We start from the raw sequence: 17,596 nt of genomic DNA, 5'->3' as shown, positions 1-17,596 counted from the left end.
GCGTAGCCGGGCCGGGGCCGCTCGGGGGCTCGGCGGCAGGGCAGGGGCCACGGCGGCTGTTCGGACGGCCGTGCGGGCGGGCGGGCCGCGCGCCGGTCGGCGGTCGGCGGTCCGCGGGCATCGGGCGGGGCCTGCGTCGGCGGGCGTCGGGCCCGGGTCCTGCGTCGGCGGGCCGGAGGGGGCTGCCGACCCGGCGCCGCCCGGCGCCGGGACGTACGATCCCCAGCATGGCCCACGACCCGCGCGACCTCGACGACGCCGTCCTCAGCTTCTGGCAGGAACGGCTGATCTCCACCCTGACCACCGCCCGCCCGGACGGAACCCCGCACGTGGTGCCGGTCGGCGTCACCTTCGACCCGGAGGCCGGGCTCGCCCGGGTGATCACCAGCGGGACCAGCCGCAAGGCCCGCAACGTGGCGGCGGCCGGTCCGACGGGGATGCGGGTGGCGCTCTGCCAGGTGGACCGGGCGCGTTGGTGCACGCTGGAGGGTGTCGCGGTGGTCAGGGACGACCCGGCGGCGGTCGCCGAGGCCGAGCGGCGCTACACCGAGCGGTACCGCGAGCCGCGCGTCAATCCCGGCCGGGTGGTCATCGAGGTCACGGTGGACCGGGTGCTGGGCCGGGCCTGACCGGGCCCGGCCCGGCCCGGACGGCTCCGCGCGCCCCGGTGCGTTCGGTGTTCAGTGGGCGCTGAGTCCGTTCCGTGCGTTCGGTGTTCAGCGGGCGTTCCGTGCGTTCCGTGCGTTCGGTGTTTAGCGGGCGTTGATCGGGGCGGCCTATCGTCGCGGTCGTACCTTCCGCCCGGGGCACCGGCCCGATCCCGGATCGGCCGTGCCCGTACCCGTACCCGCCGCAGAATCGAGACGCCCGGCATGAGTCAGCCGTCGATCGAAGCACCCACCGTCGAGCCGCTGTCGCGGACGGACGCCGCGGCGTTCCGGACGCTTCTCTCGGGCCTGGAACGCTCGCTGGAGGCCGACCGGCGGGCCGGCGCCGAGGGCGACGCCGGCCGGTCGGAGTAGTCCGCTGCGCCGCCCTGCCGGCGGTTCGCTCCGGCCGGCCGAGCCCGTCGTCCCGGCCGGGGCGCCTCAGCAGTCGCACCCGCAGTCGCACCCGTCGCAGCCGCAGTTGTCACAGCTGTTGCAGCAGTCGCACCCGTCCCCGCAGCACTGACAGGCGTCGCAGCAGTCGCAACTGTCGCAGCAGTCGTGGCGCACGCAGAAGGCGTCCCGGCGCTCGCGGCTGAACGGGTCCTCGTGCTCGCAGCACATCAGCCGGCAGGTGCAGGCCATCAGCGTCCACAGCGCACACCCCGCCAGCAGGTTGCGTCGCGGCGGGCGACCGCCGGGCGGCGGTCCGAAGTCCTGACCCGGCGGCTGCTGATAGGGGTTGTGTCCGGGCGGTGCGGTCGGCTGCGGGGCTTCGGCCGTCGGCGCGCCCGTGCAGCTCGCGGTGTGACGGCGGCGACTTCCGAAGACCCGGTCCACGGCCCGTTCGGTCTCGTGGCCCAGCAGCACGTGGGTCAGCGAGCGGTCGGTCAGCTCCACCTCGCGCAGCGCCAGGCGGATGCCGTGCACGGCGTCCCGGCAGAGCCGTTCGGCCTCCGCCCGGTCGGTGCCGGTGGCGGTCAGCGGGTTCCAGGCGCCGGTCGCGGCGTCCTCGGCCTGGTCCTCGGCGGCGTCCAGCAGGTGGGCCAGCCGGCCGAACAGCCGCCCGGCCTCGGCGAGCGGCGCGGCGTTGCCCGGCCGGCCGGCCAGCACGGCGGTGTGCGCGAAGGCCGCGGCGGTGGCGCTCTCGGTCGGCTCGGTCACCAGCAGGACCGAACCACCGGGCCGCGCGGCCCGCTCCAGCTCGCCCTGGCGCGCGCCGGCGGTCAGCAGCACCGCGGTGTCGAAGCCGACCGCGGAGCCGCTGCCGGCGCTCTGCCGGTCCCAGCGGCGGGTCACCGCGCGGGCGCCGACGGCGATCGGGCGACGGGCGAACAGCCCGTCCCGGTCCTCGACGTGGTCACGCATCTTCACCGAGGCCAGCGCGAGCGACACGGCAGCGGCCAGTTTGGCGCCCTCGCCCTTCGCCACCTCGGCGGTCCGCATGCCGCGCAACGGACACGGGCCCGCGGTCCGACGCCACGAGCCGTCCGCAGGAGCGCTCTGGGCCTCGACCAGTACGGAGATGATCAGCCCGTCGTAGTTGGTCGCGGTTCGGGCGAGCTGCCCGTGGTTGTCACGCAACGCCAGGCAGAGGCCGCACAGATGAGCCATCCAGGATGTCTGCAGTTGCTCGGAGAGCCCGTGTCGACAGGGCCTGATGATCCCGAACATGTTCCCCCTCGTGCAGATGCCGGGCAGCCCGGCGAAATTCCGGCCAATTGTACGATCAGCGCCGCGACGATCCCCGGGCGCACCCGGCCGGCCGACGTACCGCCCGCCGGACGTACCGCCCGCCTGGTGGGCCCGCTGCCGCACCACCTGCCGCCCGACGTGCCGACCGGGAGCCGGGGATCAGTAGGGTGGGTGTGACAGCACATCGCGAGCAGGAAGAAGGAGCAGACGTGAGCGAGCCGGTGTCCATCGCCCTGCAGCGAGAGATCGCCCGGGAACTCCTGGTCGCCGAGACCTTCGAGGCCGAGAAGGAGATCGAGCGCCGGGTGGCGTTCCTCGCCGAGCGGCTGACCTCCACCGGCCTGCGGTCCCTGGTACTCGGCATCAGCGGTGGAGTCGACTCCACCACCACCGGCCGGTTGTGCCAGCTCGCGGTCGAGCGGGCCCGGGCCGCCGGGCACGAGGCGCGGTTCTACGCGATGCGGCTGCCCTACGGCGTCCAGGCCGACGAGCACGACGCGCAGCTGGCGCTCTCCTTCATCCGGGCCGACCACGTGCTGACCGTGGACGTCAAGCCCGCGAGCGACGCCGCCCTGGAGGCCGCGCTGGCCGCCGACGTCGAGTTCCGCGACGCCCACCACCAGGACTTCGTCCAGGGCAACATCAAGGCCCGGCAGCGCATGATCGCCCAGTACGCGGTGGCAGGCGCCCACGACGGCCTGGTGGTCGGCACCGACCATGCCGCCGAGGCGGTCTCCGGTTTCTTCACCAAGTTCGGCGACGGCGCGGCGGATCTGGTCCCGCTGACCGGCCTGACCAAGCGCCGGGTGCGCGCCGTCGCGGACCTGCTGGGCGCGCCCGCCGAGCTGGTGTGGAAGATCCCGACGGCCGACCTCGAGACCCTCGACCCGGGCAAGGCCGACGAGGACGCGCTCGGCGTGACCTACGACGACATCGACGACTTCCTGGAGGGCAAGCCGGTCGACGAGGGGGTCTTCGAGACGATCGTCCGCCGCTACCGTCTCACCGAGCACAAGCGCCAACTGCCGGTCGCCCCGTAGCGGTGCCCGCCGATCACCCGGGCGGAGCCCGGCCCGGTCGGGCCGGCTCCGCGAGGGTGCCCATGTGGTGAGGCACCGCCGGGCCGGGACGCCGGGCCCCGGCCCGAGCGGTCAGATCCCGTGTTCAGCCGGCAGCCGGCCCGACCGGATGGCGGCGGTCAGTTCCGCGTGGTCGGCCTCGGTGCGGTCCGCGTAGGCGACCGCGAAGGTGGCCACCGCCTCGTCCAGGGCCTCGTTCTTGCCGCAGTAGCCCGAGATCAGCCCCGGGTCGGCGGTGTGCGCGTGTGCGCGGGCGAGCAGCGCCCCGGTGATGCGGGCGTAGTCGTCCAGCTGCGCGGGCAGCAGCGCGGCCGGGTCGACGCTTCCCTTGCGGTTGCGGAACTGCCGTACCTGGTAGGGGAGTCCGTCCACCGTGGTCCAGCCCAGCAGGGTGTCGCTGACGATCTGCATCCGCTTCTGGCCGAGGACCACCCGCTGCCCCTCGTGCGCGGGCAGCTCCCGGACGGGGTAGCCCGCCCGGGCCAGGTGCGGCAGGAGCACGGACGGGCGGGCCTCCTTGACCTGGAGGACCAGCGGCCGGTCCCGGTGGTCGGTGAGCAGCACGACGTACGAGCGGGTGCCGACGCTGCCGGTGCCCACCACTCGGAACGCCACGTCCTGCACGCGGTGGCGGGCGAGCAGCGGGTGCAGCTCCGGCGGCACGGTGTCCAGGTACCGCTCCAGGGACGCGGCGACGCCGGCCGCCGACTCGTGGGGCACCTGGCTGAGCACGGGCGGTGCGGCGGTGAAGCGCCACCGGCCGTCCGCGTCACGGACGGTGGACTTGGCGGCGAACCGGGCGCTGGTGTTGTTGAGCGCCTTGGCCGAGACCTTCTCCAGCAGCTCGGACAGCTCGTGGGCGTCGGCGACCGCGATCAGGTGCTCGTCCGCGACGGCGTTCCAGGCGTCGAGGGCGGGGAGCTTGGCCAGCGTGCGCATGGTGCGGCGGTAGGAGCCGACCGCGTCGAACGCGGCCTGGCGGGCGGTGTGTTCGTCCGCCCCGACCTCGCGCGCGGCGAGCACCAGGCTGGCGGCCAGTCGCTTGAGGTCCCACTCCCAGGGGCCGGGCACGGTCTCGTCGAAGTCGTTGATGTCCATCACCAGCCGGCCGCGGGCGTCCCCGTAGAGGCCGAAGTTGGCGGCGTGCGCATCGCCGCAGAGCTGGGCGGTGATCCCGCTGGTGGGTGTGGTCGCGAGGTCGGCGGCCATCAGCCCGGCCGCACCGCGCAGGAATGCGAAGGGGGTCGCGGACATCCGGCCCAGACGGATCGGCACCAGGTGCGGGATCCGGCCGGCGTTCGAGGCCTCGATCACCTCGACGATGCCGGGCCGCTCCGGGGCGAGGGCGAAGTCCGCGTGCTGCTCGCGTGCGGCGTTGTCGCGCAGGGCCTTGCCCCGGCGCCCGGCCGCCGGGCCGCGGGTGCCCGAGGCGAAGCCCTGGACGGCGAAGCCGTGCCCCTCACCGGTCCGGCCGGTAGCTCCGGCCGCCCCGTCGATCCCTGCTCCGGACTCGACCGTCGTCTCCGTCAACCCCACCACAACCGCCCCGTTCGTCGCGCCGCCGGCCCCGGCGGATTCCCCTTGTCGCGATGAAGGCTACCGAGCGGCGGCGGCCCCTCGGCAGGCGGATCCCCTGCTCGTGGCTGTGGTGCGCGGCCGGTGGCGGCGTGCGCCGGTCGGGGCCCGGCGGCGCGGCCCCCGACCGGCGCGGGCCGGACGGGCGGATGCCCCTCGCGCCGTCCGGCCGGCGAGGGGCATCCGTCGACGCCGACAGTCGAGGCCGGCCGTGCTGAGGGCCGACGTTGACGAAGGGTCAGCCGATGACGCCGTCCGGTACCGGCTCGGAGGAGCGCCGCTCCCCGCCGTCGTCGCCGTTCCCGTCCCGCTCCGGACGGCTCGGGTACAGCCGGACCGGCCACCAGGTGCGCTCGCCGAGGTCGTACACCAGCGCGGGCACGAGCAGGGAGCGGACCAGCAGGGTGTCGAGCAGCACGCCGAACGCCACGATGAACGCGATCTGGGCGAGGAAGGCCAGCGGGATGACCCCCAGGGCGGCGAAGGTCGCCGCCAGGACGACGCCGGCCGAGGTGATCACCCCGCCGGTGGCGGTGAGGCCGCGCAGCACGCCCTCCCGGGTGCCGTGGCGCTGCGACTCCTCGCGGACCCGGGTCATCAGGAAGATGTTGTAGTCCACACCGAGCGCCACCAGGAACACGTAGCCGTACAGCGGCACCGACGGGTCCGTGCCGGAGAAGCCGAACACGTGCGGGAAGACGATCGCGGACACGCCCAGCGTCGCGAGATACGAGAGCGCGACCGTCGCGGCGAGCAGCAGGGGGGCGACCAGCGAGCGCAGCAGCAGGATCAGGATCAGCAGGATGCAGAGCAGGACGACCGGGATGATCACCGCCCGGTCGTGCCGTGCGGTCATCCGGGTGTCGTACTGCTGGGCGGTGTAGCCGCCGACCTTCGCGTCCGCTCCGGGCACCGCGTGCACGGCGGCCCGCAGGCGTTGCACGGTGGCCATCGCGGCGTCGCTGTCGGCCGGGTCGGCGAGGGTGGCGTCCAGCCGGACGCGCCCGTCGGCGACCCGCGGCGCCGCACCGGGGGCGCCCCCGGTGTACGGCTGGACGGAGCTCACGCCGGGCACGGCCGTGGCCGCCGCGCGGACCCGCTCCGCCGCCGCCCCGTCCGTGATCACCAGTGCCGGGTTGCCGGAGCCGCCGGGGAAGTGCGCGGAGAGCATCTGCTGCGCCGTCACCGACGGCTGCTTCTTGATGAACAGTTCGCTCTGCGGAACGCCCTGGGCGTTGAGCGTCGGCGCGAACGCGGCGCAGGCGGCCAGGACGGCGAGCGCGACCGCCCAGGTGGCGCGCGGCCGGCGGCCGACCAGGCCGGCCACCCGGCGCCAGATCCCGTGCACCGGGGTGCCGCCGTCGGCCGGCGGCCGCGCCGGCCAGTAGGCGCCCCGGCCGAGCAGTACGAGAGCGGCCGGCAGGAAGGTGAGCGCGGACAGGACGGCGCAGACGATCCCGATCGCGCCGACCGGGCCGAGCGCCCGGTTGTTGGTCAGGTCGGACAGCAGCAGGACGAGCAGACCGAGTGCCACCGTCAGGCCGGAGGCGGCGATCGGCTCCACCGAGCGGCGCCAGGCGATCCGCATCGCCGCCCAGCGGTCCGGGTTCCGCTGGAGCTCCTCGCGGAAGCGGGCGGAGAGCAGCAGGGCGTAGTCGGTCGCGGCGCCGATCACCAGGATCGACAGCAGGCCCTGGACCTGGCCGTCCACCCGGACCACGCCGTGCTGCGCCAGCACGTAGACGATCGCGCAGGACACCCCGAGTGCGAACACCGCGCCGAGGATCACCAGGAAGGGCAGCAGCACGCTGCGGTAGACCGCGAGCAGGATCACCAGGACGACGCCGAGCGCCACCCCGAGAAGGATTCCGTCGATTCCCGCGAAGGCGCCCGCCAGGTCGCTCTGGATGGCGGCCGGGCCGGCCAGGCCGACGTTCGCACCCTCGACCTTGCCGACCTCGGCGCGGACGGCGTCCACGCTGTCGCCGACCGTGCGGCCGAGGTCGCCGCGCAGGGCCACCACCCCGGAGAGAGCCCGCCCGTCCTCGGAGGGGAGCGCGGGCGAGGCGCTCCCGGTCCCGCCGGGGACGTGGGCGGCGGCCTGCAGCGCGGCGGCGGCCGCACCGCGCTGGGCCTCGGTGACCTTGCCGTCCTTCGCCTCCCAGACCACGATCACCGGCAGCGTGGCGTCGGCCTCGAACGCCTTGCGCAGCCGTGCGACCTCGGTCGACTCCGCGCTCTTGGGGAGGAAGGCGGCGCTGTCGTTGGAGGAGACCTCGCCCAGCTTGCCGGCGTAGGAGCCGAAAGCGCCGCCCAGACCGAGCCAGGCCACCAGCAGGAGGAGCGGGATCAGGAATCGCGTACGACGGGTGGATCTCGGCATGGCGGAGTCCTTCGTGCGTGCCGGTTCGGTCGGTACCGGTCGGGTCGGTGCAGATGTGTCAGGGGGTGTCAGGGGCGTCCCGGTGCCCCGGACACCGATGATATCTCAATGATTGAGAGACTTGATCGGTGAATTACCCGGCGGATCCGGACTCCCCGGCAGGTGCCCGGAGGGGCACCACGGGCCGGGTGCCCGGGGCCGGCCGCTCTAAACTGGTGGGCGGCGGGTGCGTCCGGGCTCCCGCCGACCGTACGGACGGAAGGCGACCTTGCCCGAGCAGCACGCGCCGGTGACCCAGAACGAATCGAGCGACCGCGGCGCCGACCGCCGTGAGCTGGGACGGTTGCTCCAGGGGCTGGCCTCCGAGATGAACCTGCTCGGGCACGACTTCGCCGCCACCCAGGGCCTGCACGCGACCGACGTCCAGGCGCTGCTCGCCATCATGCGCGGCGGCCGCGGTGAGGGCGCGGAGGCGGAGGCGATGACACCCGGACGGCTGCGCGAGCAGCTCGGCATCACCTCGGGCGCCGTGACCGCCGTGCTCGACCGCCTGGAGCGCGCCGGTCACGTGCGCCGTGCCCGGGATTCCGTCGACCGCCGCCAGGTGCACGTGCACTACAACCCCGGCGCAGGGCGGATCGCCACCGAGTGGTTCACCCCGGTGGCGGAGCGCACCGACGTGGTCCGCGCCGACTTCACGCCCGACGAACTGGGCGTGGTCGCCCGCTTCCTGGGGCGGATGACCGAGGAGCTGGCCGCCCTGCGCCAGGAGCGACGCACCGAGGCCGGGGGGCCGGCGCGCTGACCGGACGGGCGCCACGCGGCCGGGCTCGGTGTCCGCGCCGCATCGTCAGGTGCACCGAAGGCGCCACCGGGGGCGGCGGGGGCAGCCGGGCCCGGGGGCGGTCCGCGGGCCGCGCGGCCGTACGGGCGGGCGCCGCGAGCCGACCCGGCTTCGCGGCGGACCAGGCTTCGCCGCGGTGGGCCGGAAGAGCGGTCGGCTCCGCACGACGGCCCCACCGCCGCGTCGACGCGGTCGGTGGGGCCCCGCCGTGCGGAGCCGGGGTGACGGCCGGTCAGAGCGGTAGCAGCTCCGGACGCTTGGCCTCGACGTGGTCCCCGGAGGACTCGCCCCGCAGGCGGCGCCCCACCCAGGGCAGCAGATACCCGCGGGCCCACTGGAGGTTCTCCCGCCGCTGCTCCGCCGGGCTGGGGACGCGGCGGTGCGGCCAGGGCGCGTCCGGGTCCTGCTCGACCGGGACGCCGAGGGCGCGGGCGGCCAGCAGGGCGACCCGCTGATGGCCCTCGGGGGAGAGGTGCAGCCGGTCCTCGCTCCAGGCGAGCCGGTCGTGCATGGCGCGCAGCGACCAGAGGTCGGCCACCGCGCAGCCGTTGCGGTCGGCGATGGCACGCAGGTGACCGTTGTAGGTGGCGATCCGGCCGCGCAGATGCTTCAGGACGGGGGTGTCCCGCGTGTCGAAGCCGGTGCAGATCAGCACCGTTCCGGCGGACTCCAGCAGGTCGTGGACCGCGGCCTCGAAGCGTTCGGCCACCGCGTCCGGATCGCTGCCCGGGCGCAGGATGTCGTTGCCGCCGGCCGCGAGGGTGACGAGGTCGGGCCCGATGAGCCGGACCCGGGGCACCTGTTCGGCGACGATCTGGTCGAGCAGTCGGCCGCGCACGGCGAGGTTGGCGTACCGGAACTCGCCGGGTGGGCGGCGTTCGGCCAGCAGCCCGGCGAGCCGATCGGCCCAGCCGGCGTAGACGCCGTCCGGGCCGGGGTCGTCCAGGCCCTCGGTGAAGCTGTCGCCGAGGGCTACGTAGGAACGAAGGTCAGGGGTCTCCTGGTGGTCGGCCATGGAAGCGATACTTCACTGTCTCAAGTAACCTACGCCACCGTAGGTGACCGGTCGCGGTGCGTGAGATTGGCCACTCAGCCGAAGGCGATCATCCGGGCCACCATGAACCCGATCACGGCGACCACGAGGACGGCGACGAAGACCATCGGCGGCCAGCTGGGCCAGGCGTTGTGCAGCTCCGTGCTCTCCGGGGTGGAGATGCCGGCCGTGGTGCTGGACTCGCACTCCGGGGTTTCGGTGGGGACGGACCTTCCGGCGGGAAGGGCCGTCGGAGAGATGCTGGACATGAGATCTCCCGGTCGGTGTCTCGATGTGCTGCCCCGGGCGTCCGGGGCGGGCCGTCGGGCGTGTGCCCGGTCAGCCGGTTCGTTCCTCCTGCTTCCCCCACCAGGGGGTGTCGACCCCCTGGGCGGGCGCCGCCGGACGCTTCTCGTAGCCGGCGAGCGCCAGGCCGAGGCCGAAGAAGGTGGGGGCCCACTCGCCGATGAAGATGCCCCAGCGGTCGGCCCGTTCGACGCCCGCGTGTTCGGCCTTCATCGACGTGACCCAGCTGACCAGGGACAGGCCGATCGAGCCGAATGCGGCCGCGTAGGCGTGCTCGCTGGTCACCCCGGCCTCGTGGAGCTTGCGCACGATCATCAGGTGTTCCTTCCGTCCGTGTCCGGCGGGACCGGACCTCCTGTGAGGTCCCTGATGTCGACGGTGCTCCCAGGGCCGTGCGGAGTCGAGTCGCACCGTTGCCGCAACGGTTGGCGTTGCGCCGGTGGAGGCCGTACGGGCGGGCGGCGCGGCTCGCCGCCCCCCGCCCGTGCGGCCCGCCGCCGCCCGCCCGCTGCCGAGCTTCGGTATCAGCCCGCCTTCGGTGCCGGGGCCCGTTCGCCGCCCTCCAGGTGGATGATCGTGCCGTCGGCGAGCGCCTCCAGGCCGGCCTCCACCCGCGCGGCGAGCCGGGCCGGGAGGCGTCGGACGGCCTCCTTGCGGTCCAGCCAGTACGCGGCGCGGATCTCCCCGTCCGGGAAGGACAGACCGTCCACCTGATCCGGCGTCAAGGTCCGTGAGGCGTAGACCATGCAGGTCAACGCCCGGCCGTGGGCGGCCGCCGACGCCGAGGCGGTGTCCACCACCAGCAGTCGGCCGACCGGCCCGGCGAGCCCCAGCTCCTCGGCCAGTTCCCGTTCGGCGGCCTGCGAGGGGGACTCGTGGGCCTCGACCATCCCGCCCGGGAGTTCCAAGTGGTCCTTGTAGCTCGGATCCAGGACCAGCACCCGGCCCGCCGAGTCGGTGAGCAGGACGGTGGCGGCCATCATCGGAGCCGCCAGCTGTGCGTAGTGGTCGCGCGTGCGCGGAGTCGAGGAGTGTCCGTCGCGCAGTACGGCCGTGTGGGCGCCGCGTTCGGCCAGCAGCGCCGCGGTGAGGCGGCGCCGCTCGGCCGGTGGAAGCAGCGCCAGCGCCTGCTCCTCCGGGAGGAAGTCGGCCGCGCGGATCTCGCTGCTCTGCAGGGTCAGCGCCGCCGGGTCGAACTCGCCCGCCACGTGCCCGGCGTACAGCAGCGCCAGGATGGTGCGGCCGTGGGTGGCGGCGGGGACCGTGTCGACCGCGAGCAGTCGCCCGACCTCCACGGCGAGCCCGAGTTCCTCGTCGATCTCGCGGCGGAGCGCGACGGCCGGCTCCTCGTCCTCCAGCATGCCGCCAGGCAGGTCCCAGCCGTCCTTGTAGACCGGGTCCACCAGCAGGATCCGGCCGTGGCGGTCACGGATCAGGGCGTCGGCGCAGGCGGCCGGGGCGGCGTGCGCGACGAGGTAGCGGGCGAGCTCGGGATCGCGGGCGGGGATGCTGTCGTCGGGCATGGCTGCGGTCACCGGGACTCTCCAGGGGTGGGACGGGCGGGTGGACGGACCGGCGGGCCCGTCCGCCGGTGACGGCCCGGCGGCGGGCCACCACCGCGACCAGGGGCGACGCGGCTCGTCGAGTCGGCTTCGCCTCGGCTGAGTTGTGCGTCGGCGAACGGCTCCCGGTCGATGATGGTGCGGTTCGTCCCAGGTGTTCAAGCCAGGAGGTTTCGGGAGCGCCCGGGTCGAACGGGCAGATTTCGAGGAGGCCGACCACCCGGCCCAGGCGGCCCCTCGGGCCCTCGGCGGGGAGGTGACGACAGTTCTATTGACGGCGCGTCTAATAGCTTCTAGCTTCTGGATCGGGGCCGTGTCGAAAGGGCCCGCAGCCGGACAGCCGTCCCCACGGGCGTGTCACCGGCGTGCCGACCGGCGTGTCACCCGGGGTGCCGCGCGATCCAGGAACCGAGGAGCCGTTCATGACAGCAACCGCCCGCCGCGTCGGCACCGGCCCGGACGCACCCGACCAGGCGCCCGGACGCGAACGCACCGCCCGGCGTCTGCTGGCCTCCTCCGCGAAGCTGTCCTTCGACCCGCTCAAGGACGTCGACTGGTCCGCGGAGCCGGAGCCAGGCCGCTACTACGCCCCGCCCCGGCGGCTGTCGCTCTACGGGACGCCCCAGTGGGAGCGGATGACGGAGGATCAGCGCGTCGAGCTGAGCAAGCACGAGGTCGCCAGCATCGCCAGCGTCGGCATCTGGTTCGAGGAGATCCTCATGCAGATGCTGCTGCGCCACGCCTTCGACCGCGACCCGACCACCGCGCACGTCCAGTACGCGCTCACGGAGATCGCCGACGAGTGCCGCCACTCGGTGATGTTCGCCCGGATGATCTCCTGGATGGGCGTGCCGGCGTACGGCCCCGGCCGGCGGGCCCATGAACTGGGCCGGATCTTCAAGGCCGTCTCCACCCACAGTCAGACGTTCGGCGGCACGATGTACGTGGAGGAGATCCTGGACGCCTTCCAGCGCGAGGCGATGGCGGACGAGTCGCTCCAGACGCTGACCCGACAGGTCTCCCGCATTCACGTGATCGAGGAGTCCCGTCATATCAGCTACGCCCGTGAGGAGTTGCAGCGTCGGCGGCTCGGTCCGATCCGCCGACGGTGGGAGCAGCTGGCCATCGGGGTGATCATCTACTACTCGACCGTCAGTCTCATCAACCCGCGTCTGTACGCCGCGGTGGGGGTGGATCCGGCGGAGGGCCGCCGGGCGGCCCGGGCCAACCCGCACTGGCGCGCGACCAAGCGGGACATGGCGGCCAAGACGCTGGAGGTCCTCGACGGGGCGGGGCTGATCGGTCGGGCCAACCGCTGGCTGCTGCGTGCGGCCGGCGTCGTGCAGACCGGTCGCGAGGCGTCCGGGAGGTAGCGGGGTCGCCCGGCGGCGGTATGGGCGGGCGGGGCGGGCGGACGGGCGGGGCGGTCGGGGCGGTCGGGGCGGGCGCGGGGCCGGGCGCGCCCGCCAACTGCCCGGGGACCGGGGGCGCCTGATGGTCGCGGATGCGCGCAGCCTTAAGGAAGCTTAGGGAAGTGATCCCTTGACGGCGGCCAATGGTCTGGACCATCTTGTGAAGGCCGCGCGGTTGACCACCCCCACCCTTCTCGGCGGCGCGGCCCTGCGCGCCGCCCCCCACATCCGAGGAGAACTCGCCCATGAGGCGCGTCACCTTGCCCCTCGCCACGGCCGCAGTCCTGCTGGCCGCCCCGCTGACCGCGTCCGGCGCCCAGGCCGCCGGCGGTCTGACCGGCCTCATCGCGGACCTCGCGGTCACCCAGAGCTGGCAGAGCGGTTTCGAGGCCGGCTACACCATCACGAACCACACCAACGCCACCGTCAACACCTGGTCGCTGGCCTTCGACCTGCCGACCGGAGAGAGCGTCAGCAGTGTCTGGAACGGCACGCTGACCTCTGTCGCCGTCACCGGTGGCACGCACTACACCGTCACCGCGCCGAGTTGGGCCGCCGCGCTCGCGCCGGGCGCCACGGCGCCGGTGGTCGGGTTCGACGTCGCGACCGGCACGGGCGCCCAGACCCCGCCTGCCAACTGCACCGTCAACAACCAGCCCTGCGCCGGCCTGCCCGCCGACACGGCCGCCCCCACCACCCCCGCCGGTCTCAAGGTCACCGCGACGACCCCCGGGGCCGTCGCGCTCTCCTGGAACGCCTCCACCGACAACCAGTCGGTCGCCGGCTACCACCTCTGGGAGGGGACGTCGGTCGTCGCCACCGTCACCGGCACCAGCGCGGTGCTCTCCGGTCTGCTCCAGGGCAGCAGCCACACCGTGGGCGTGTCGGCCTTCGACGCCACCGGCAACGAGTCACCGGTCTCCGCCGCGGTGAGCGCCACCGCGGGCACCGGTACGGTGCCCGGTGCCGCCGCGCCCTACGTCGACCTGGGTGCGTACCCGACGCCGAGCCTGACCGCGCTCTCGGCGGCCAGTGGCCTCAAGCAGTTCTCGCTGGCCTTCCTCATCAACGGCAGCCAGCCCTGCACCGCCAGCTGGTTCGGTGCGTACGACCCGGCCGGCGGCTGGTACAAGTCGGACATCGACGCCCTGCGCGCCGCCGGCGGCGACGTCCGCCCGTCGTTCGGCGGTGCCAACGGCACCGAGCTCGCGCAGTCCTGCACCACCGTCGCCTCGCTCGCTGCCCAGTACCAGAAGGTCGTCGACGTCTACGGCCTGGACCGCATCGACTTCGACATCGAGGGGACCGCCGTCCCCGACCGGGCGTCCGTGGACCGCCGCTCTGCGGCCATCGCCCAGGTCCAGGCCGCGCAGCGGGCCAAGGGCCGTGACCTCAAGGTCAGTCTGACCCTTCCCGTGCTGCCCAACGGCCTCACCACGGAAGGGTTCTACATCCTGCAGTCCGCGAAGAACGCGGGCGTCGCGGTGGACGTGGTCAACGTGATGGCGATGGACTTCGGCGACTCCGCCGCGCCCAGCCCCAGCGGCCGGATGGGCACCTACGCGATCCAGTCCGCCCAGTCCACCCAGGCACAGATCAAGCAGGTCTGGCCGGCGCTGACGGCGGCGCAGGCGTGGGCCATGGTCGGGGTGACCCCGATGCTCGGCCAGAACGACAGCGCCTCCGAGGTGTTCGGCCTCGCGGACGCCCAGCAGCTCGTCACCTTCGCCCAGCAGAACCACCTCGGTGAGCTGGCCTTCTGGGAGATGACCAGGGACGCCAACGCCTGCACCGGCGGCCTGTCGAAGTGCACGAACGTCACGCAGACGCCCTACCAGTTCTCGAAGCTGTTCGCGGCGTTCAACGGCTGACCTCCCGGGCCGACCGCCTCCGGCCGGGGCCGCTCCCCCCGAACCCGCTCCCGTCCGGCTCGCCCGCGCCGCCCGGCCCTCGGCCGGAGGCGGGGGCCGGGCAGCACTTGAAGGCCCGGGCAGCAGAGAACCCCGGGCAGCAGTCGAAGGCCCGGGCCGGAGCCGAGGGCCACGGCCGGCGCCCGCCTCCCCGCCCCAGCGGCGCGGAGGCGGGCGCTTTCCGCTGATCGGAGCCGGGGTGGCGCACCCACCGACCGCGCGCCCTCCCGGGCCCGGGCCGGGGGCGGCGGTGCTCCGCCGGGCCCGACGGGTGTGGCCGCGCGCTCAGCGCATACGGGGCCGGGCCGCCAGGAGGGCGGTGTCGTCCTCGGCCGGGTGGGCGGCCAGTGCGTGCAGGACGGTGTCGAGAAGATCCTCCAGGTCCCCGGCGGCGGGCAGGGACAGCGCCGCGAGGCGGTCGAGCGAGACGTCGATGTCCTCGCCGCGGCGTTCGACCAGCCCGTCGGTGTAGAGCAGCAGGGTCTGACCGTCCTCCAGGGGCAGCCGGGTCTGTTCGTAGTCGGCCAGCCCGGTGCCCAGCGGCGGTCCGGTCGGCAGCCGGACGAGTTCGGTGGGGCGGCCGGGGGTGACCAGTGCCGGCGGCAGATGGCCGGCACTCGCGAAGGTCCAGCGCCGGCGTGCCGGGTCCGCGAGGGCGAGCAGGCAGGTGGCGGGGCGGGAGGCCTCGTTCTCGGAGATCAGGGTGTCCAGCTGCCGCAGGATGCGGTGCGGCGGCAGATCCATGCCCGCGATGTAGCGGAGCATCGAGCGGTAGGTGCTCATGTCGACGGCGGCCTCGACACCGTGGCCCATCACGTCCTCGATGACGAGCAGGGTGCGGCCGAAGGGCAGGCGGACCGTCTCGTACCAGTCGCCGCCGACGACGCTGTGGCTGCCGGACGGCAGGTAGCGGGTGGCGAGCTCCAGGTTGGGGTGGGGGTTGGCGGGCTCGGCCAGCAGCGCCCGCTGCAGGTCGAGCGCGACGTGCTGGGTCCGGGTGTAGCGCTGGGCGTTGTCCAGGGCGAGGGCGGCGTGTCCGGCCAGATCGCCGACGAGCGCGAGGTCCTCGCCGGTGAAGCCCCGGCCCCCGGCGGCCAGGCGGGCCAGGTGCAGCACGCCGAGCGAGCGGCCGCGGGCGATGAGCGGGAGCACCAGCAGATGGTGTGCACCGGCCGCGCGGAAGGCCCTGTCGGCGGCGGGCGGCCCCTCTCCCGTCGGCCCGGCGTCCTCGCCCAGGTCGACCGCCACGGCCCGCCCGCCGGTGAGCGCCTCGGCCGTGGGCGCGCCGGCCTGGTGGCGGACGCTCTCCCCCGGCTGCGGCAGGCCCGAGGTGTCGGCCCCACCGGCGCGGCGGGCCGCCAGCGCGCACCGGCGCAGCCTGATCCGGCCGCCGGTGTACGGGCTGTGGGCATCCGGCAGTAGGTCCACGGCGGCGATGTCGGCCAGACCCCCGGCGATGGCGAACTCCGCGAGTTCGACGCAGGTGGTGTCGGCGTCCAGGGTGGTGCCCACCCGTTCGTCGGCGGCCCTGGCGAGTGCCAGGCGTTCCTCGGCGGCACCGCCGGGGGCCGGCCGGGACGGCGCCCCGCCCGGCAGGGCCGGGCCCGGGGCGAGGGTCACGACGACACCGGCCGCCCGCCCGCGGAGCTCGACGCGCCGACAGGACCACCGCGGCGGCCCGGCCGGCCCGGCCTCTCCCGGCGGTGGGTCGAGCAGGACCTCACCGCCCCACCGGTCGAGCAGAACCTCACGGCCCAGCCGGTCGGCCAGTGCGCGGGACAGCGCGGCGGAGAGCGCGGCGAGCGCGGTGGCGGTGACGGGCAGCCCCAGCAGCTCCCCGGAGCGCACGCCGGCGGCGGCCTCGAAGGCGGGGTTGGCGTGCACCCAGCGCAACCGTCCGTCGGTGACCGCGATGGCCGCGGAGGTACGGTCGAGGACGGCCCGCAGCAGTTCCAGGCCGGTCTCGTCGTCGCCCCGCACCCGATCGGCGTCCTCGTCCGGCGCTTCGCCGTGCACCGCACACCTCTCTCCACCTCGCGCGCCGCCCGCGAGCGTCGCCGCCGTGGGCGGGCGGCACCGCCGGACCGTACCCGACAGGGCACCCCTCCCGTCAACGCGGGTCCGTCCATGATCACGCCGCCGGGGTGGGTCCGCATCCGTGGGCCGGGCGGCCGCGCCGTCGGCGTGACCGCCCGGGCGCCGACCGGGCCGGGCGCCGGGGCCCGTCGGAGCCCGCCCCGAGGTCAGGAGCGTTCCGAAACGCGCAGACCGCCCCGACGGTGACGCGGGCCGTGAACGGGCCGGCCCGACCGCCGTGGCGCTCCGATGCCCGGGTGGGACCGCCTCCGCGCTCTGCCTGCGGACCTCGACGCGGCCGGTCTACGATCGGTCCATGCTGAAGCCCGTCGCCTCGTCGCTGTCGCTCTGGTCCGAGGACTCCGTGCTCTCGGTGGCCTCGGTCGGCTCGGTGCTCTCCGTGGGGTCGGTCGGATCCGTCCTGTCGGTCGGTTCGGTGGGCAGCGCGCTGTCCGTCGGCTCGATCGGCTCGGCCCTCTCGCTGCTCTCCACCGCCTCGTGGCTCAGCACCGGATCGCTGCTGTCGGCCCGCTCGCGGTGGTCGGTGCTCTCCTGGCGCTCCGACGGGGGCTTCATGGCCGCCGGGGTGGCCGCCGGGGTGGTGGCGGTCGCCGCCGCCGCGCTGGTCGGCGAGTACCGGCGCTCCGGCCGCTAGCCTCTCGGCCGCCGCCCGCACACCGCCCGCCTGCCTGCCGCGCTACCGCCTGCGTCGCTACCGCTACCCGTGCTTCCGCCACCCGCGCCCGGTCACACCGGCGGCCGCGCGACGCCGGCTCCGCCGCCCGCCTGCGTCGGCCGCACCCGGTCACATCGGCGGTGGTGCCGGGTCGGGGTCGGGCTCCGGCGGCACCGGCCGGGGGAGGGGATCGGGTGGTCCCGGGGTCGGCGCAGGGCCGGGGTAGGGCCGCGCGTCCGGGTCCTGGGGAACGGGAATGGTCATCGCGGGTGCCTCCAGCTGCGCTCGGCCGCGCGGCACACCGGTCGGCTCCCCGCCGGTCGCAGGGCCGCGCTCTCGCCCCCTGATCCGCCTACCCGAAACCACCCCGGCGAACCGGTCGGGCGCCGCCGACCGTC

At 74.7% G+C, this 17,596-nt stretch carries 15 protein-coding genes; 7 read left to right on the top strand and 8 right to left on the bottom strand.

What is annotated here, in order from left to right:
• Nucleotides 1-227: 227 nt before the first annotated feature.
• Complete coding sequence (locus OG823_RS03580) at nucleotides 228-629, top strand: pyridoxamine 5'-phosphate oxidase family protein (RefSeq protein ID WP_371477419.1); 402 nt, start codon at nucleotides 228-230, stop codon at nucleotides 627-629.
• A 243-nt stretch (nucleotides 630-872) separates the two neighbouring features.
• On the top strand, nucleotides 873-1,022 hold the full coding sequence (locus OG823_RS03575) for a hypothetical protein (protein ID WP_371477417.1): 150 nt from the start codon (nucleotides 873-875) through the stop codon (nucleotides 1,020-1,022).
• A 66-nt stretch (nucleotides 1,023-1,088) separates the two neighbouring features.
• Here OG823_RS03575 and OG823_RS03570 read toward each other — a convergent pair whose 3' ends face one another.
• Nucleotides 1,089-2,321, bottom strand: coding sequence for a DUF5685 family protein (locus OG823_RS03570; protein ID WP_371477415.1), 1,233 nt, complete (start codon nucleotides 2,319-2,321; stop codon nucleotides 1,089-1,091).
• Between the two features lie 230 nt (nucleotides 2,322-2,551).
• On the opposite strand from OG823_RS03570, the gene nadE reads away from it, so the two are divergent.
• A complete protein-coding gene (gene nadE / locus OG823_RS03565) occupies nucleotides 2,552-3,382 on the top strand; it encodes an ammonia-dependent NAD(+) synthetase (protein ID WP_371477413.1) in 831 nt (276 codons plus the stop codon).
• Nucleotides 3,383-3,493: 111 nt separating this feature from the next.
• On the opposite strand, the gene OG823_RS03560 is transcribed toward nadE, so the two are convergent.
• The gene (locus tag OG823_RS03560) at nucleotides 3,494-4,957 is read right to left on the bottom strand and encodes a DUF2252 domain-containing protein (protein WP_371477412.1); all 1,464 of its coding nucleotides are present in this window, start codon (nucleotides 4,955-4,957) and stop codon (nucleotides 3,494-3,496) included.
• 277 nt (nucleotides 4,958-5,234) lie between these two features.
• Complete coding sequence (locus OG823_RS03555) at nucleotides 5,235-7,379, bottom strand: MMPL family transporter (RefSeq protein WP_371477411.1); 2,145 nt, start codon at nucleotides 7,377-7,379, stop codon at nucleotides 5,235-5,237.
• Between the two features lie 268 nt (nucleotides 7,380-7,647).
• Here OG823_RS03555 and OG823_RS03550 point away from each other — a divergent pair, with 268 nt between their 5' ends.
• Nucleotides 7,648-8,184: a MarR family winged helix-turn-helix transcriptional regulator gene (locus OG823_RS03550; protein ID WP_371477410.1), complete on the top strand. Its 537-nt coding sequence runs from the start codon at nucleotides 7,648-7,650 to the stop codon at nucleotides 8,182-8,184.
• A 271-nt stretch (nucleotides 8,185-8,455) separates the two neighbouring features.
• Here the strand turns inward: OG823_RS03550 and OG823_RS03545 are convergent, their stop codons facing one another.
• From OG823_RS03545 to OG823_RS03530, 4 genes are all read right to left on the bottom strand, one after another.
• On the bottom strand, nucleotides 8,456-9,238 hold the full coding sequence (locus tag OG823_RS03545) for an SGNH/GDSL hydrolase family protein (protein WP_371477408.1): 783 nt from the start codon (nucleotides 9,236-9,238) through the stop codon (nucleotides 8,456-8,458).
• A gap of 74 nt (nucleotides 9,239-9,312) precedes the next feature.
• Nucleotides 9,313-9,525, bottom strand: coding sequence for a DUF6480 family protein (locus OG823_RS03540; RefSeq protein ID WP_371477406.1), 213 nt, complete (start codon nucleotides 9,523-9,525; stop codon nucleotides 9,313-9,315).
• A 70-nt stretch (nucleotides 9,526-9,595) separates the two neighbouring features.
• Entirely contained in the window at nucleotides 9,596-9,877 is a 282-nt protein-coding gene (locus OG823_RS03535) for a hypothetical protein (RefSeq protein ID WP_371477405.1), read from the bottom strand.
• A gap of 209 nt (nucleotides 9,878-10,086) precedes the next feature.
• Complete coding sequence (locus tag OG823_RS03530) at nucleotides 10,087-11,097, bottom strand: NUDIX domain-containing protein (protein ID WP_371477402.1); 1,011 nt, start codon at nucleotides 11,095-11,097, stop codon at nucleotides 10,087-10,089.
• A 449-nt stretch (nucleotides 11,098-11,546) separates the two neighbouring features.
• Between OG823_RS03530 and OG823_RS03525 the strand changes: the two genes are divergently transcribed.
• Both OG823_RS03525 and OG823_RS03520 read left to right on the top strand, forming a co-directional pair.
• Nucleotides 11,547-12,497, top strand: coding sequence for a diiron oxygenase (locus OG823_RS03525; RefSeq protein ID WP_371477400.1), 951 nt, complete (start codon nucleotides 11,547-11,549; stop codon nucleotides 12,495-12,497).
• 284 nt (nucleotides 12,498-12,781) lie between these two features.
• Nucleotides 12,782-14,407: a cellulose binding domain-containing protein gene (locus tag OG823_RS03520; protein WP_371477397.1), complete on the top strand. Its 1,626-nt coding sequence runs from the start codon at nucleotides 12,782-12,784 to the stop codon at nucleotides 14,405-14,407.
• A gap of 324 nt (nucleotides 14,408-14,731) precedes the next feature.
• On the opposite strand, the gene OG823_RS03515 is transcribed toward OG823_RS03520, so the two are convergent.
• Entirely contained in the window at nucleotides 14,732-16,462 is a 1,731-nt protein-coding gene (locus OG823_RS03515; protein ID WP_371477396.1) for a SpoIIE family protein phosphatase, read from the bottom strand.
• A gap of 376 nt (nucleotides 16,463-16,838) precedes the next feature.
• Here OG823_RS03515 and OG823_RS03510 point away from each other — a divergent pair, with 376 nt between their 5' ends.
• On the top strand, nucleotides 16,839-17,177 hold the full coding sequence (locus tag OG823_RS03510) for a hypothetical protein (protein ID WP_371477394.1): 339 nt from the start codon (nucleotides 16,839-16,841) through the stop codon (nucleotides 17,175-17,177).
• Nucleotides 17,178-17,596: the final 419 nt, after the last annotated feature.

This window comes from Kitasatospora sp. NBC_00315, assembly GCF_041435095.1.
Taxonomy (GTDB): Bacteria; Actinomycetota; Actinomycetes; order Streptomycetales; family Streptomycetaceae; genus Kitasatospora.
Note: the sequence above shows the minus strand (reverse complement) of the source record. Positions and strands in the feature narration are given on the sequence as shown.